This window comes from Roseivirga ehrenbergii (assembly GCF_001593005.1).
In the GTDB taxonomy this organism is placed as follows: Bacteria; Bacteroidota; Bacteroidia; order Cytophagales; family Cyclobacteriaceae; genus Roseivirga; species Roseivirga ehrenbergii.
In genome coordinates, this window is record NZ_LQZQ01000012.1 from 128653 (window position 1) to 143403 (window position 14751).

Below are 14751 nucleotides of genomic sequence, written 5' to 3' on the forward strand. Positions count from 1 at the left end.
ATAAAATGGTCTATTTGAAAAGGCTGTGGTCTTTTCGACCTGAGATCAACCAACTCTCCAAAAGTTGCTGACCGATAATCATCAGGGGTTAAGTGTTCATCTAAACGATGAATAAGAACTTTTGGAGAGTTTGCTTAATGTTGATTTTAAAGCACTTTTAATCTCAATAGGTTTAGAGCAATTCTTTACGGAAAGCATTGGGTGTTAATTCAGTATGCCTTTTAAAGTATTTGGTGAAGTGTGAATTGTCTTTAAAATCGAGTTTATGCGAAATTTCATTTACGGTAAGGTCCGTGTAGAGCAATAGACGTTTGGCTTCACTAACAATGTGTTCTGAAATAATTTCAGTAGCCGATTGATGGGCTTCTTTCCTGCAAATGGCGTTCAGGTTCTGAGGCGTAGTATGCAAGAGTTTTGCATAGTGCGCTACCTTATTCGTCAATTGGTTTTCTTGGTTGAGCAACTCTTTAAAATGCTGAAAGTCACTGATCTTATTACTTTCGCTAGCTTTTTCTGCTTTGGCCGACAATAGTAGTTTACCCAAAATGGCTTTGAGCAGTCCGTCCACAACCGGCTTTTGACTGTAGCCGTTTTCTTGGTATTCCTGATTAAGAATTTCGAAGAGCGGCTCCAACGATTGAGCATTGGGGTAGAGGCAAGGGTAGGCGCTTAATTTGGCCAGCAGTTGTTTGATTTCCTTGTCCAAACAGTTATCGATGTACTGTTTTTTGATGATTAGCACATAGCCCGATGGTTCCGTTTCAATATTCCAAAAGTGGATTTGCTCTTTGCGCACCGTAAAAACAATGGGCGGAACAATGTCAAATTTTTGCGTGTCTGTGGTGTGCGTGCCTGAACCTTCCGTAAGAAAGATAATCTCGAAATAACTGTTGTGTTTGTGCGGGGTGGTTTTGCGGATGTTCTTCCTGAAAGGAGATATCTTAATGCTGTCGATGGGCGCAGTCTTGTCCTTTATTTCGAGTTGTGTAGTCATTGCTGTTTATGCCGTTTCAACTCCAGCTTTAATAAAAATATCCTGAATGTCTTTTTCTATGGGGAAGGGTTTCATGGGTGGAACATTAGCGCCACCGGGATTTCCCAGAGGCACTTTACCCACAAACGACTTTACGCCTCCCACCAACAAACGAGGGATTTGCCCAATCACTTCTTTTCCGCTTTTAATCCGAAACCCAAACTGAATCATTTTCCAATGCACGAAAGTATGCGCAAAGGGATACCGCTGGCCAATAATATGCGCCCTTTCCAAATGCGCCCAAGCCTTGGTTAAATCACCAGCTTTATACGCCATAGCATATGCCTGTAATTCCGCTTTAAAATAGGGTGTAAGGGTTTTAGGAAGGGTGGTGTGGAGGTTCATAGCTATTTCAATTCCACCAATCAAAATTGTCTGAAATTATGAGTTCATTTTTTTGAATATGATGTGTTGTCTTCATTGGAATCGTTCTGAAATCAAGATTGTGTTTGAGTGCAAGTGTTCGAATTTCTTCTGTATCATCATATGTGAGCATAAACTTACCTTTAAGTTGGGAAGCCAGAGCAAAAAGAGCATCATGGTTGATGTCAAAATGAGTGTATAGTCTCTTTCCAGCGGCTTTGTAAGGTGGATCTATGAAAGAATAGGCATCTTTCTGATTTTTGAATTTTTTCAGCTCTTCAAAAGCATCGCCAGTTATGAAGCGCATTTTTTCTTTTACATACCCAATCCCCTTGATTCTATCATGTAATGTTTTAGGATACCAACGAGACTTAATTCCTTTTCCATTTTCCCCGTTCTTTATTAGCCCTGAACCTTTTGTGATAATACCTCCGTGGAAAATACGGTTTTTGAGTATTGTGCTAAATGCTTGTTCCTGAATGCTTTTACTCTTTTTCTCAAGAATTTTATTTGCATTTTCAGAAGTAAGATCAAACGAATAAATTTTATCAGCCAACCAATCGTGATCTCCATTTATAATTACTTCCCATACAGCGGCTACCTCTGGGTCAAGCTCAACCATTACTATACTGCCTGCCAATTTTTCAAAAGCTGCGGTTACACTAACTATTCCACCACCCGCGAAAGGCTCAATTAAAGTTTTGGAATTATCAGAAGATTGTTTGAGCCATTTTCTGACTACGGGGATTAACCATGTTTTACCTCCGGGGTATCTAAATGGACTTCTTTGGGGCACAGAGGCCACGTTTACAACCTTCTGGGTTGATCTTTTGCGATTAGTCTCAAAAATAGCTAGTTGACCATTCATTTTAATTACTGATTATATCTGTTAATGATGGAGCATCAGGTGAGTTTTTGTCTAAGTGTTCATCAAGACGGCTCTGTAAAATATTGATGAAATTTGTGACATCTCCTGGCTCGGGCGTGGTTACCCTTAGAAGTGCAGGCTCAAATTCTGTATAAACTGTCTTTGTTAAGACTAAATTATTTTGATTTTGTTCTTCATTGAACTCTAGGTCATATAGAAACCAAGCGATGTCAGCTTTCTCCTTTGTAGTGGTAGGGAGTGAGGGGAGAGTCTCAAAAAAAGATTTCTGAAGAGCTACGGTTTGTTTTCTCTTCCATGATTGAAAAATACCTCCTTTGTACAACATTTGAGGTATAAGCCGCTTACGTGAAGAGGATAAATAGTCAGGTTTTGGGTAATTATATCCTGTCGGCCATTCAAAATCTTTAGATGGGTTCTTAATATACTCCTCGAAGGGATTTCTTAAGTTACCAGAAATATAAACACCCTGGACTTCGAGAGAAGCAAAATTTATAAGTTGCCCCTTTTCGTTATACTGTACTAATACAAAGTCAATATTGCCTGCTGACTGACCATTTTTATCAACTAGTTTAATTTCAGATATAGAAGTCCATGTGGCTTGCAATCCAAAGGCAAACTCGGCAGCCTTTTCTATTATAAGCCAATCCTCTCTGAACCTTGTTGGGCAAGTTATTACCGACACCCCATTGTGCCATACACTACATACTCCCAAAGGATTGTTAGCCTTGTCTTTGGTACAGTTGGGTACTTTGTTGTTGAAGGGACAAAGTTTTTGCTTTCGGTAACGTTGAGCCTTTGATCCATCATTTTTAATGGGAAAGCCAAATACTTCGCCTAATGGACTTTTCTGATCATTTTTTTTCAACATATACAAAGATAGATATTTCTATCGGCCGTTAGAAATATCGTAAATGATTTTTATATAACCAATATCTGTATTTAGCTAAGTATTATCAATTATCCTGCCCGCTCGCCAACTTCGCCAACAACTCCTTCACCACCTTAGCCGCTACCATGGCGGTAGCGCCATTGAGGTCTCTGTCGGGGTTGTATTCTACTACATCGCAGCCTACAATGTTGAGGTTGAGGTTTTGAATCATGGTCAGTACTTCGCGGGTAGAAAAGCCTCCCGGTTCGTGATGCGATACCCCGGGTGCAAAAGCAGGGTCGAGTACATCCATATCAAAGGAAAGGTAAACGGGGCCTTCGATCTCAAATTTCATATCGGCTTTCCAATCCTTCATCTGGATCATATGCACATTGAACCTCTCGGCTTGGGTCTTTTGGTGCCTGTTTAAGGTACGAATGCCCACTTGAGTCAGGTGTTGGGCAAAACCGCCTTCCATAATTCTAGCAAAAGGACAAGCATGAGAATATCGGTTGCCGTCCAGTTCGTCATATAAATCGGCATGAGCATCGAAATGGAGAATGCTGAGTTTGGGGTGCTTCTTGGTCAATGCCTTCATCACAGGGAAAGTAATGGAATGATCGCCACCCAAAGAAAAAGGGAGGGCGCCTTGTGCGAGCACTTCGTCAATGCGCTGTTCAATGTCTGTGTATTGGCTTAGTTTAGCATTTCCGCACCAAGCCAGTTTTGGATGCTCGTTAAGGTCGGTCAGGTTTTCGGTAAAGTAATTGGCCGAATCGGATTCTAATGCCTGAATGATTAGCTCAGGCGCTTTGGCTGGGCCTTGAAGAAAAGAAGAGTTTTGATCAAAAGGCAAACCGATCAAAGCAATTTGACCTGGCTTTAATTGATTTACAGGGGTTCGTAGAATTGACATACACAAAAAAAGCACGATAATCTGAATATCGTGCTTTTGTGTCTGTTTTTCGGAAGAACTCTTGTCAAACCTTAGATCCTTCGTACCTCAGGATGAAAAACTATAAAACAGTTTTTAATTGAAAGGTAATCAGTTTAGACTCAAGTAAAGAATGCAGTTTGAACCTAATTCCGATAAGTCAATCGTCTAAAATCTAATGTCTACTGCCTATCCTCTAACAGTCTACTTCGCCCAATTATCCCTCAGTGTAATTGTTCGGTTAAAGACTTTCTTTTCTGGAGTAGAATCTCTGTCTACCACAAAGTAGCCTTGTCTCTCGAACTGGAAGATATCGCCTGCTTGTGCATCTTTAATAGAAGGCTCAAGCATGGCATTTTCAACTACTGTCAGCGAATCAGGATTGATATGATTCAAGAAATCATCGTCAATGCTGTTCAGGTTTTCGGTACGGAAAAGTCTGTCGTATAAACGCAAAGTCGCTGGTACAGCGTGAGGTACTGAAACCCAACCCAAAGTTCCTTTCACCTTTTTGCCGCTGGTATCGTTGCCGCTACGTGTTTCAGGATCGTAAGTACAATGAATTTCGGTAATGTTGCCATCAGCATCTTTTTCAAAGCCTGTGCATTTTACAATGTAACCGTATTTCAAACGCACCTCTCTGTCGGGGCCTAAGCCAAAGAATTTCTTAGGCGAAGGCGGTTCCTCCATAAAGTCTTTACTTTCAATATAAATCTCGCGAGTAAAAGGCATTTCGCGCGTTCCAGCTGTGTCGTCTTCAGGGTTATTGATGGCTTGCATCATTTCCGTTTTGTCTGCTGGCCAGTTGGTAATCACCATTTTTAGTGGCTTCTGAATTCCAAAAACACGGTTGGCTTTTTTGTTTAAATCTTCGCGGATGCTGTGTTCCAAAAGGGCTACATCGGTAATGCCATCTCTTCGGGCTACACCCACTTTTTTTACAAAGTTTTTGATCGATTCTGGGGTATAACCTCTTCTTCTAAAACCAGAAATGGTGGGCATTCTTGGGTCATCCCAGCCCGTTACATGCTTTTCTTCTACCAATTGTAAAAGCTTGCGCTTGCTCACGATGGTATAGCTTAAGTTCAGTCTTGCAAACTCTGTTTGGTTAGAAGGGAAAATCTCCAATTCTTGAATGAACCAATCGTACAATGGCTTATGATCTCTGAATTCAAGCGTACAAAGGCTGTAAGTAACATGTTCAATCGAATCGGATTGGCCATGTGCGAAATCGTAATTAGGGTAAATGCACCAAGCATCACCTGTATTGTGGTGGGTTACTTTTTTAATTCTATAAATGATAGGGTCGCGCATGTGCATGTTGGGCGAACCCATATCTATTTTAGCACGTAATACATGGCTTCCTGCATCGAACTCACCATTTTTCATGCGTTCGAATAAATCAAGGTTTTCTTCAACCGAACGATCGCGGAAAGGACTTTTTATACCTGGAATGGTAGGGTTGGTTTTACCCGCTGCAATTTCTTCAGCCGACTGATCGTCTACATAGGCTTTTCCTTTTTTGATCAGCTTTACGGCAAATTCATAAAGCGTATCGAAGTAATTTGAAGTATAACGTGCCTCGTCCGACCAAGTATAGCCCAACCATTTAATATCTTCTTTTATCGAGTTGACGTATTCTTCACTTTCCTTTTCAGGGTTAGTGTCGTCAAAACGGAGGTTACAGCTGCCATTGTATTTTTCGGCAAGGCCAAAATTCAATACAATCGATTTGGCGTGGCCAATGTGGAGGTAACCGTTGGGCTCAGGAGGAAAACGCGTTTGGACGAATGAGTTTTTTCCTGATTTTAGATCATTCTCAATCATTTGCTCAATAAAGTTGAGCGACTCTTTTGGGTCCTTTTCACTCATTTTTCCTGTATTCAAAAGTTTAAAGTGCAAGTTTAGTAAAAAGCATTCAGAAGGGATTGAAAAATCAGCTTATCCTTTCTTAAAAAACCCTCCAAAAGTTCTCATTCATTGTTCAGATGAATTCAATAACTCCTTATACAACAGGTACCTCAACTTTTGGAGGACTCTCTTATTCAGCGTGAGTCTCTGACTTACAGGAGATTGGCTTGAAAATCGTGGATAAGCCGGTGTATAACCCTGTGGATAACGAGGCGGGAAAGTTGTTGGAAACTAATGAGTTACAAAGTTTGAGCGTAAATTTAGGAAGAGTATCTTAGATATATCAAGTGAGGGATAAAAGTCAGAAACTAGTTTTCAGTCTCTCTTCGGGGGAAGCCCGGAAAAAATGTACGCGAAAGGGTTATTCTTGAAAAAGATGATCTGAGACAGTCAGCTTAACTGATGGAAAATGCGAGAGCATACACCAAAGTCCAATTCAGAAGCGAGCGCATTTGGGTGTGTGAGCAGAAATTGGAAAAGGTACAGGGTTTACCCTTATCTTTTCGGCTTGGTTCTTTCTTAGACTGAACCTTATAAAAAGACTGCAAAGCTGCGTTAAACTGTCTTAGCACTAGGTGCTGGCAACGGACGAAGCTGAAGAAGACAGCATTTTTTGTTTATAGCTTGGGCCAATAAATGAAGAACAAAGGCTTGAACAGTAACTTGATGTTGTGAAATGGCCACGGCCTTTTCATGGCAAGTGGGGGCGAATCTTCGTCCCCCGCTTTTGTTTTTGGGGGTATTTGTAAAAATACAGATCAAGACCGCTGCCAGGCGGTCTTTTTCGTTATCTAAAAACTATTTTCCTTGCGTTACTCCTGATTGTATCCGTAGATTGAATTTACCGCCTCGGCTGAGTTGAAAGAGCATTCTAAGTCTGTAATGTTTCCGTCATTCAAACTGTAAACCCAACTGTGGATAAAGGGAAATTCACCTTTCTGCCATTCTTCCTGTACAAAGGATATCTTGGCCAAGTTTTTTGCCTGCTCTATCACATTTAATTCTACAAAGCGGTCGAACCTTTTGGTTTCATCCTGAATGCCGTTCAGTTCTTTGCTGTGGTTTTTATAAATGTCTTTCAAATTCAGTAACCAATTGTCTAAAAAGCCAAAGCTTTCATTCGACATGGCGGCTTTTACCCCTCCGCAGCCATAATGGCCGCAAACAATGATGTGCTTCACTTTCAATACCTTGACAGCATAATAGACCACGCTCAGTAAATTGAGGTCGGTATTAACAACCACGTTGGCAATATTTCTACCTACGAAAATTGAACCTGGAGTAGTGTTGGTGATTTCAGTGGCGGGCACACGGCTATCCGAACAGCCAATCCAGAGGAATTCTGGCTTTTGCTGATGCGATAGCTTTGAAAAGAAATCGGGATCGACTTTGGTGATGTTCTGGATGAACTGTTTATTTCCTTCGAGTAATGCTTTGTGTTGGTTAGCCATAGCTTAAAGGTATAGTATTTTGAAATTGGAAAACGAAAATCGCCTGAACAAAAATAGAGTACAGATGACTTACATTCCAGCCCAAATCTTGAAATTTAAAACCCGTTCACGGCTTACAATTACTTCTTCTTTAAAAGCTGGGCTCAGAGTGAGTAACAGTCGGCTATTGAAATAGCTGTGAATTTCCTTGATGCTAGAGATTTTGATAATGAATTGGCGGTTGATTCTGAAGAAGAGTTTAGGATCTAATTCGTCTTTCAGTTGGTCTAAAGTGTAATCAATCGGCAAGGCACTTTCTTCGGTTTGAAGGTAGGTGAGGCCATCAGAATAGAAGAAATATTTGATGTCGTTGGTGGTAATGCTTTTGAACTGTGGCCCAATTTTAACTAGAAACCTTTCACGGAATCCAGATGAAAACTGAGCCTTTAAACTGTCGATGTTTTCTTTGTATTGAAGGGTTTCGGTAGCCTTAATATTCTCTAGCTTTTTAAATGAATTTTTTAGCTCTGTAGCATCAATCGGCTTCAGTAAATAATCAATGCTATTGTGTTTAAAAGCATCTAGCGCATATTGCTCATAAGCGGTAGTGAAAATGATTTTGGGGTAGTCGTTCAGTGCATTCAGAATATCGAAACCGGTACCATCATTCAGTTGAATGTCTAAGAAAATGAGGTCGGGTTTAGGGTTTTCTTTAAACCAAATCAATGATTCACTCACGGATTCCAGTTTGGCTAAAATCTGAGCGTTTGGAACGATTTCAGTAATCATTTTCGCCAAACGCTTGGCCGAAAGTTCTTCGTCTTCAATAATAACCAGTTTCATGCCGAGGTTTTTCATTGAGATACTAATGGTAGTTTAACCGTAAAGCTATCTGCACTTTCTTGCACCACAATACTCTTATTGAGTAGCAATTCATAACGCTTATTGATGTTTTCTAAACCTAAATGAGTAGTTTTTTCTAAGTTGGGGCGTTTGTTCAAGTTGTTTTTCACTACTAAAAACTCATTGCCTTCAGTAAATATATTGATGGTCAAAGGGTTTTCTTTCGAAAAGTAATTGTGCTTTAAAGCATTTTCCACCAACATTTGAAGCGATAAAATTGGAATTTGCGCAGCTCCCGCATCCAAATTGTGATTCACATTAATGCTTTGGCCGTGTCTTGTTTTTAGTACAAAAACATAGTGTTCTAAATATTCAAGTTCCGTACGCAGTAACACCAATTGCGAGGTGTTTTCCATTAGATACCTGTAAATCTTAGAAAGTCGAGAAACAAAGTCCACCGCCAATTTTGGGTCTTCTTCAATAACTGCCGTCAACACACTAAAGCTGTTGAATAAGAAATGAGGTTCTATTTGGTCTTTTAGACTTTCGTATTTAGAAAGGGCGAGCTCTTTTTGCAGAATGTCTTTTTCATGTTCCGAACGTTTAGTGTACTCTACATAAATCATAAAAGATTTTGCAGAAATGATTAGCCATGAAAGCACCAAACTTTGTGCAACGGTGGTGGCTAATGATATTTCGACAGTACAAGTAGTACATGGAAAAGCAGGAATAAGAACTTCGGTATGGAAGGCAGCAGCACCGATCACGAAGGGAGCAGTGATAAGGCAGTTTCCGATATAAAACTTTGTGAGCGTACGGTATGAAGTAAGGCTACATTTATAATGCTTAATCAGGTATTTACCAGTGTAACCAATAATTTCAAAAACAATGAGTACCGTAAGTACCGTGCTGGCCATGGATACAAAGGTGGATGTACCCCATTCAGAAAGTTTATAGGATGTGATTTTGAAGAACATAAAGACCAAAAGCCCTATTGCTATTCTTAATCCATATACCTTTCCTTTAGACATGGCTCAATATAAGAAAAGCCCTTAAGTGTAAACAAAAGGGCTTCATTGAATTCTGAATTTTTTAGTCGTTTTGAACGACTTTAATTTTAATGGTAGAACCTGTTACAGCACTTCTTCCTTTGCCTGGAACTTTTAAAATGCACAGATAATCACCTACTGGAGTCGATGCGTCTACTTTTACTTTCATGTCGTAAGTCAAAGGGTCTTCTACTTCAGTTTTTTGAGTGAATGAGAAGTGGATGCCATCATTGGCAGAAGCTTCTGGTTCTTCAACAACCAATTTGTATTTCTTCGCTTTTACTACCCACATTTGAAGGTCGATTTCTTCACCTTGGGCTACGGTTACCGTGTAATCTTTTAAACGGATTTCGTTTCCAGACCTTGGTTTTTCAAGGTTTTGAGCGTTTAGGTTTCCTAAGCCTGCAAAAAGGAGTATGGCGAATAGTGATAAAGTTCTTTTCATGATTGGGGATGTTTTTATGCATATTTAATCATTCATATAAATATTGAAATACGGCTTTTGGTGGGTTGTCGAAAAATCAGGCTGAATTGTTGAAGGAAATAGTTGAGCTGTAGCTTCGCAAAACAGATTGGCGACCGATGCTTTTTGAATAATTGATACCTTAGCGAAATCTAAAAACCAATAGGACGATAAATGAGTAAGCGTGCACTTGTTAAGTATTTACAGTCATTAAAAAAAGATGAGCTTGAAACACAGGTGCTGGAACTTTACGATAAATTTCTGCCTGTTCGTACCTACTATAACTTTGTGTTCAACCCCAAAGAAGACAAACTGATAGATGAAGCAAAACAGAAGGTGCTCAAAGAGTATTTGCCTCAGACCAAACGAAAGCCTAAAGCCCGTAGATCGGTAGCGCAAAAAGTAATAAAGCATTTTTTAACACTGGAATTAGACCCTTCGCTGTTGGCGGATTTCATGCTCTTTAATATTGAGACTGCCATGCGTTTTAATGCCAGAAAAGAAGTGAGGCAGGAAGCCTTTTTCAAGAGTGTTTACAACTCGTTTGTGGAAGCTTCTGAATTCGTTTTAAGGAATGGACTGAAAGGAGTTTATTGGGAACGGCTGAATAAAATATTGGAGGAAGCCGAAGCACAGAATTGGTTCAACGCTTCGGCTTTTGAAATTAAACTAGGCGAACTGGCTGATTTGCCTTAATTCCCCTTCTTAATTGTTGGATAAGTAACGCCCAACTGCTCTAAGTAACTGCCGTATTTTGTTTCGTCATAGTAGAATTTCTCTAGCTGCGGACGGTATTCATCCATGATTTTCTTGTTTAGGTAAATAGGTGGCGCATCGCTGGCCGAGATCATGGGTTTGTACTGCGTTTCCTTGCTTTGCACATTGTTAAAGTAATCCCAAGCTTGAGTTACCAATTCAGGCTTTAAAAGAAAATCCATAATGGTCATGGCTTCGGCTTTGGCACCAGCAGTGGCGCCTTTGTGGGCAATAGGAGTGGCCATAGCAATGGCATTGCTCCAGTGGTGGCCTTGCAAACCTGGAATATTAGAAGGAAAACGCATGGTTACCGTGGGTACTTTCCATGATACATCACCAATATCGTCTGAACCACCACTTACTGGGCTTCTTACAGGCATGCCTAAGCTAGAAAGGTTTACACTCAATCCTCTTGGTTCAGAACCTACTTCTGCTTGAGTTGCCTTAGCCAAAGCCTGATCTTCTTCACTCCAGGTGGGTAAACCCACCTGTTTGATGTTCTCATACATGGTTTCGGCTATGGTTTTGTTAAAATGACGTGGCCATGCGGTGCCCAATATTCTTGAGCTCATTTGCGTGTCTGTCATCAAAGCCGCACCCTTGGCAATGTTGTTGGCATCAGCATACATCTCCATGATGCCTTCATAAGTTACATCACGGAAATAGTACCAAATCGAAGCTTTTGAAGGCACCACATTGGGTTGGTCGCCACCATCGGTAATGATGGAGTGAGAGCGTTTTAAAGTAGTGAGGTGCTCGCGTTTGTAATTCCAGCCTACGCTCATTAATTCTACCGCATCCAGAGCACTTCTTCCTCGCCAAGGCGAACCTGCAGAGTGGGCGGCTTCGCCATCAAAAGTATATTCAACGGAAATTAGTCCAGTTCCAGAAGCTTGTCCCCATGATACCGAAAGGTTGCTGCTTACGTGGGTGAAGATTGAAATGTCTACATCGTCAAACAGGCCATCGCGGGTGTACCAAGCTTTGGCAGCTACCAATTCCTCGGCAATTCCCGGCCACAAAATTAGTGTGCCTTCAATGCCTTCGCGTTCCATAATCTGCTTTACAGCAAGAGCGGCTGTAATATTCAATGGAATCCCAGCATTATGGCCTTCGCCATGACCCGGTGCGCCTTCGACCATGGGCTTGTGATAAGCAACTCCCGGATACTGTGATGCTTTTGGAATGTTATCGACATCGCTTCCCAAGGCAATTGTAGGGCCATCTCCTTGTTTCCAAGTGGCAAACCAAGCGGTCGGAATACCTGATACCCCTTCCTCAACCTCGAAGCCATTGGCTTTTAAAATGCCTGTGAGGTATTTAGAAGATTCATACTCTTGAAAGCCAAGCTCAGCAAAGCTGAAAATTTTATCGATCATTATCTGTGTTTGCTTGTGGTTGTCTTCCACAATTTGGGCAACTTCAGTTTTGAGTTTCGCGATCTGTTTTTCGGAGTATTTCTTTTGTGCAAAGGCAAAACTGCTCGTAAAAAATAGCGCAATACACAGGAGTAATTTACTAGTCAATGGTCTTTTCATGGTTGATTATTTTGGAAGCTGTTGATTTTCGGTCCTTCCAAAATAATCAATTTCATCAAGAGTTAAAGTTGGTTTTATTTATAGGGCTATAAATGCGGGAATCAAGCAATTTCGTTTGCATTTTTTTGGGTGTGTAGATAGCTAGCCAACCCTCAACGCCAACTCCATAGCCTTTAAGCTGGGGTTTTTTAATTCGGTTTTAAGCATTTCGACTTCTTCCGTAAAAAGCCCAACGCCATTTCCATTAATAAAATAATAGCCATCCTCAATATAGGCACGGCTCCCCGTATTTTGTTCTGTGATAGTCGCGATTTCATCCAAGCGTTTATCGAATTCGCGCAGCAAGTCAGTGAAGCGATCATCAATGGAAGTAAAAGCCTTTCTAAATTCGTAATTGGAAATTATGCCATCATATACTTCTTTTTCGTTCGATCTGGCGTATTCTAAGTATTTCAGAATAAAGTACTTGAATTCATAATAGGCATAGTAAGTGCCAGCAATATTGCTCACATATTCCAGATAGACTTCGTAGTTTTGATCGGATTTTGATTTATAATAATCAAAAAGATTTAAGGCGGTTTTTGTGCCGAAGTAATAAGCATTCCACTCATCTGTCAGTCCGTAAATTCCATGGGCCTGGCTACCTAATATTTTATTCCTTGGAGCGATATACGGTCTGAATCTAAAGGTTCTTAAGGCTTTGGGAATCTCATTGCTGATTTTATTACTGCTAAAAACGGGGCTGTGTTTTACCAAAAAAGAGGAGTCTTTGTTTACATAAAAAGCAGAGTAATCATCTTTAAAATTATAATAAACATCGCCTTGTTCTTTTAGTAAAGTGTATGGTAATCTTGACGTTAATCCGTGCATAGATTCATGTACCACGGTATTAAGTCTTTTCAGAATACCTTTTTCAGAATGATCAGAAACCCAAGAGGAGGGAGGTTGCTCTTTTGTGAGATTCATCGTTACTCCATTCAGTTCGTACTTAGAGGGTAGGCTATACAGTAGCCGAAGCATTTCGGAGCTTTCTGGAGAATACTGATCGAGGTATTCATAAATTTTCCGGTCAGTTACTTCCTTTTTCTGGCCAAGGCAATAAAAATGACTGAGAAAAAATATACTAATAGTAAAGACTGAGCGGAGGGATGAGTTCATGCATCGAAAAATTACAAGAAAATAACGGAGTGATTTCCGATAAGTTATTAAGCACTAGTGATTAATCCATGATTATTTTCTTTTGAGCGCAATGCACTCAATTTCAAGCCGCGCGCCTAATGCTAAACCACTGGTTCCGAAAGCGCTTCTGGCGGGCTTCTTTTCTGCAGTAAAATACTTGATATATTCTTGGTTAAATTCTCCCCATTCGCCAATGTCGGCCATCATTACAGTTACTTTGATTACGTCATCCAGTGAAGAACCATTGGCCTCTAAAATGGCTTTCATGTTTTCTATGGCTTGTTTGGCTTCAGCCTGTAAACCTCCCGGAGCTAAATCCAAAGTGCCTGGAAGGTTGCCAATTTGTCCTGATAAATAAATGATGTCGTCTACTATTACAGCATCAGAAAAGGGGAGACCTAAGGTTTTCATCGACTCAGACTGATAATGCTCAAGGCTTTTTGCTGGCGTGGTGGTTTCTGTAGAAGTACTGCAACTGGCTAAAAATAGGGTTAGAAGTAGAATGGTGTAGTTTTTCATATGGGCTGATGTGTCAAAGCTAATTTTTCGTTTCAAGGTGTTTGGCCACCGAAGTCAATAGGTTACTATGTCCACTTTCTAGCATTACCAATTCGCTATCGGGCAAAAGCTTATGCAGAGGTTCAATGGTTTTCGAATCAATGACCTTGTCGTGTTTGCCAATATAGAAAGTAGTGGGGGTTTGATGGTCGTTAATTTGCGCTGCCAATAATTTTAAGTTAGGTAAAAAGTGTCTTAGATTAACCCAAGAGTAATACACTTGAGATCGTTTAAACTCGGTATCCATTTGGCTTTCCGCAAACCTCAAGCTGTAGTTGTTCATGATTCTTAAAGTGCGCAATGATTTTACTAAAGCCTTGAAGAACCATGGGTTTTTAATTTGAGTTTTAAACAGTTTTCTGAAAAGAAAGGGATAAGTAGAAAAACGATACGAAAAGTGAGTGGTGATTCCATCGGGGGCAATCAAGTGTAGGTGTTTGATTTTGTCTGGAAAAAGCTCAGCCGTGATCATAGCATATTTTCCACCCATAGAGTAGCCTATCGCTTCAAACCTGTCAATTCCCTCAACCATTAAAAACTTTTCCATAAACTCCAACCAGTGTTTCGGTAGAAGTGTCTGTTCATTCTTAGGAAATTGGCTGGTACCATGATAAGGTAAATCAAAACTATAAATGGTGTGTGTCTCTTTTAGACTTTCCCAAACGATCTTATACGAAGAATGATCTAAACCGAAGCCGTGGAAGCAGAGTATTACATTTTTGCCACCGTTCCAAATGGTATAATTTAAAGAGTGGTGATTAATTGTAATATTTCTATGTGTTTCAGATAACATCAATTAGGGTTAAATGTCTTTTGTAAAATGGTAGAATCATAATTGTAACACAAGAACTTCGGTAGAATAATCTTTGGTTTGGGTTTTCGTAAGCACTTGCATTTTTTGCAGAATTTTAAAAAATGTTGAACAAAACCTTAAAAA

The 14751-nt window shown here is 40.2% G+C and carries 15 protein-coding genes; 1 reads left to right on the forward strand and 14 read right to left on the reverse strand.

Annotation, left to right across the window (positions count from 1 at the left end; genetic code table 11):
• Positions 1 to 172: 172 nt before the first annotated feature.
• The 10 genes from MB14_RS08890 to MB14_RS08935 form a co-directional block, all read right to left on the reverse strand.
• Positions 173 to 994 (reverse strand): AraC family transcriptional regulator, encoded by an 822-nt coding sequence (locus tag MB14_RS08890; RefSeq protein WP_062591218.1) that lies wholly within the window; start codon positions 992 to 994, stop codon positions 173 to 175.
• A gap of 6 nt (positions 995 to 1000) precedes the next feature.
• Positions 1001 to 1378, reverse strand: a complete 378-nt coding sequence (locus MB14_RS08895; RefSeq protein WP_062591219.1) for a DUF3703 domain-containing protein — start codon at positions 1376 to 1378, stop codon at positions 1001 to 1003.
• 7 nt (positions 1379 to 1385) lie between these two features.
• Positions 1386 to 2264, reverse strand: a complete 879-nt coding sequence (locus tag MB14_RS08900; protein WP_084376017.1) for a DNA adenine methylase — start codon at positions 2262 to 2264, stop codon at positions 1386 to 1388.
• 1 nt (position 2265) lies between these two features.
• Positions 2266 to 3153 (reverse strand): NotI family restriction endonuclease, encoded by an 888-nt coding sequence (locus MB14_RS08905; RefSeq protein WP_084376018.1) that lies wholly within the window; start codon positions 3151 to 3153, stop codon positions 2266 to 2268.
• An 85-nt stretch (positions 3154 to 3238) separates the two neighbouring features.
• Positions 3239 to 4069, reverse strand: coding sequence for an agmatinase (speB, locus tag MB14_RS08910; RefSeq protein WP_062591220.1), 831 nt, complete (start codon positions 4067 to 4069; stop codon positions 3239 to 3241).
• 222 nt (positions 4070 to 4291) lie between these two features.
• Positions 4292 to 5959, reverse strand: a complete 1668-nt coding sequence (locus MB14_RS08915) for a glutamine--tRNA ligase/YqeY domain fusion protein (protein ID WP_062591221.1) — start codon at positions 5957 to 5959, stop codon at positions 4292 to 4294.
• A gap of 851 nt (positions 5960 to 6810) precedes the next feature.
• Positions 6811 to 7449 carry a carbonic anhydrase gene (locus MB14_RS08920; protein ID WP_062591222.1) on the reverse strand — a complete coding sequence of 213 codons (639 nt, stop codon included), beginning with the start codon at positions 7447 to 7449 and terminating at the stop codon, positions 6811 to 6813.
• 69 nt (positions 7450 to 7518) lie between these two features.
• Positions 7519 to 8271: a LytR/AlgR family response regulator transcription factor gene (locus MB14_RS08925; protein WP_165899464.1), complete on the reverse strand. Its 753-nt coding sequence runs from the start codon at positions 8269 to 8271 to the stop codon at positions 7519 to 7521.
• 11 nt (positions 8272 to 8282) lie between these two features.
• On the reverse strand, positions 8283 to 9302 hold the full coding sequence (locus MB14_RS08930; protein ID WP_062591224.1) for a sensor histidine kinase: 1020 nt from the start codon (positions 9300 to 9302) through the stop codon (positions 8283 to 8285).
• A 61-nt stretch (positions 9303 to 9363) separates the two neighbouring features.
• Entirely contained in the window at positions 9364 to 9765 is a 402-nt protein-coding gene (locus tag MB14_RS08935; protein WP_062591225.1) for a hypothetical protein, read from the reverse strand.
• 192 nt (positions 9766 to 9957) lie between these two features.
• On the opposite strand from MB14_RS08935, the gene MB14_RS08940 reads away from it, so the two are divergent.
• The gene (locus MB14_RS08940) at positions 9958 to 10479 is read left to right on the forward strand and encodes a DUF6155 family protein (RefSeq protein WP_062591226.1); all 522 of its coding nucleotides are present in this window, start codon (positions 9958 to 9960) and stop codon (positions 10477 to 10479) included.
• On the opposite strand, the gene MB14_RS08945 is transcribed toward MB14_RS08940, so the two are convergent.
• The 4 genes from MB14_RS08945 to MB14_RS08960 all read right to left on the reverse strand — a co-directional run bounded on the left by MB14_RS08945 (position 10476) and on the right by MB14_RS08960 (position 14607).
• Positions 10476 to 12077, reverse strand: a complete 1602-nt coding sequence (locus MB14_RS08945; RefSeq protein ID WP_062591227.1) for an amidohydrolase — start codon at positions 12075 to 12077, stop codon at positions 10476 to 10478. The genes MB14_RS08940 and MB14_RS08945 overlap by 4 nt on opposite strands.
• 141 nt (positions 12078 to 12218) lie before the next feature.
• Entirely contained in the window at positions 12219 to 13235 is a 1017-nt protein-coding gene (locus MB14_RS08950) for a hypothetical protein (protein WP_062591228.1), read from the reverse strand.
• Between the two features lie 72 nt (positions 13236 to 13307).
• On the reverse strand, positions 13308 to 13775 hold the full coding sequence (locus MB14_RS08955) for a Rid family hydrolase (protein ID WP_084376019.1): 468 nt from the start codon (positions 13773 to 13775) through the stop codon (positions 13308 to 13310).
• 19 nt (positions 13776 to 13794) lie between these two features.
• Positions 13795 to 14607 (reverse strand): alpha/beta fold hydrolase, encoded by an 813-nt coding sequence (locus MB14_RS08960; protein WP_062591229.1) that lies wholly within the window; start codon positions 14605 to 14607, stop codon positions 13795 to 13797.
• Positions 14608 to 14751 lie beyond the last annotated feature (144 nt).